Origin of the sequence: uncultured Roseibium sp., from assembly GCF_947499295.1 — a bacterium.
Classification (GTDB): Bacteria; Pseudomonadota; Alphaproteobacteria; order Rhizobiales; family Stappiaceae; genus Roseibium.
The window spans coordinates 1-871 of sequence record NZ_CANMNP010000109.1; the positions used below are offsets into that span (position 1 = coordinate 1).

At 57.5% G+C, this 871-nt stretch carries 1 protein-coding gene; it reads left to right on the forward strand.

The features are described from left to right. The first annotated feature begins 83 nt into the window (after nucleotides 1–83). Nucleotides 84–847, forward strand: a protein-coding gene (locus tag Q0835_RS29985; protein ID WP_298967148.1) for an IS5 family transposase whose coding sequence is annotated in 2 segments (ribosomal slippage) — nucleotides 84–414 and nucleotides 414–847 — 765 coding nt in all. Because the reading frame shifts where the segments join, the coding sequence is not laid out codon by codon here. Nucleotides 848–871: the final 24 nt, after the last annotated feature.

An 871-nucleotide genomic window follows, 5' to 3' on the forward strand; every position in this document is an offset into this window, starting at 1 on the left:
TCTAGGCTGTGGAGACAATTTAAGGGTTAGGGGATTCCCAAAGGTCTGCAAATCAGATTCAACACTAGCTTTTGGAGGCTGGTGTGGAAGGCGAGATACTTCGGGATGATCAATGGGAGCGGCTTTGCGAGTTTGTGCCGGGCGGGCGCAAGGGCAAGCGGGGTCCGCGCAGCGATGGGTGTCGGTTTTTCAATGCCATTTTATGGCTTGCCCGCTCTGGCGCCCGTTGGCGGGATTTGCCCGAGGACCGGTTCGGCCCCTACCAAACGGTCAAGCGGCGCTATTACCGCTGGATCGAGGCAGGCGTCTTTGAGCGTATCTTCGAGGCGGTGGCAAGCGATCCAGATCTTGAGTGGTTAGCAATCGACGCGACCGTGATCAGAGCACAAGCCCAGGCTGCTGGCGGGCCTCGTAAAAGGGGGGACTTGAAACCCAAGCCCTTGGCCGCTCCCGCGGAGGGGTTGGCACGAAAATCCACGCTGTAGTCGGTGCCTTAGGTCTGCCGGTCCGCTTCGATATTGGGCCGGGGCAGCAAAATGACATGGCCCCCGCCTGCGGTCTCATCGCTGGTCTCAACGCGGACCAGGTCCTCGCGGACCGCGCCTACGACGCCGACAGGCTTCACGATGTCATTCTGGAGCAAGGCGGAGAGGCTGTCATTCCACCGCGCTGCCACCGCAAATATCAACACTCCTATGACAAAGTCGCCTACAAAAACCGATGGGGAATTGAAGGCTTTTTCGCAAAGCTCAAGCAATGGCGCCGCATCGCCACGCGATACGACAAACTCGCTGCCAATTTCATCGGCTTCATAAAGCTCGCAAGCATCATGCTATGGCTCAAATAGCTAAATTGTCAACACAGCCTAGTT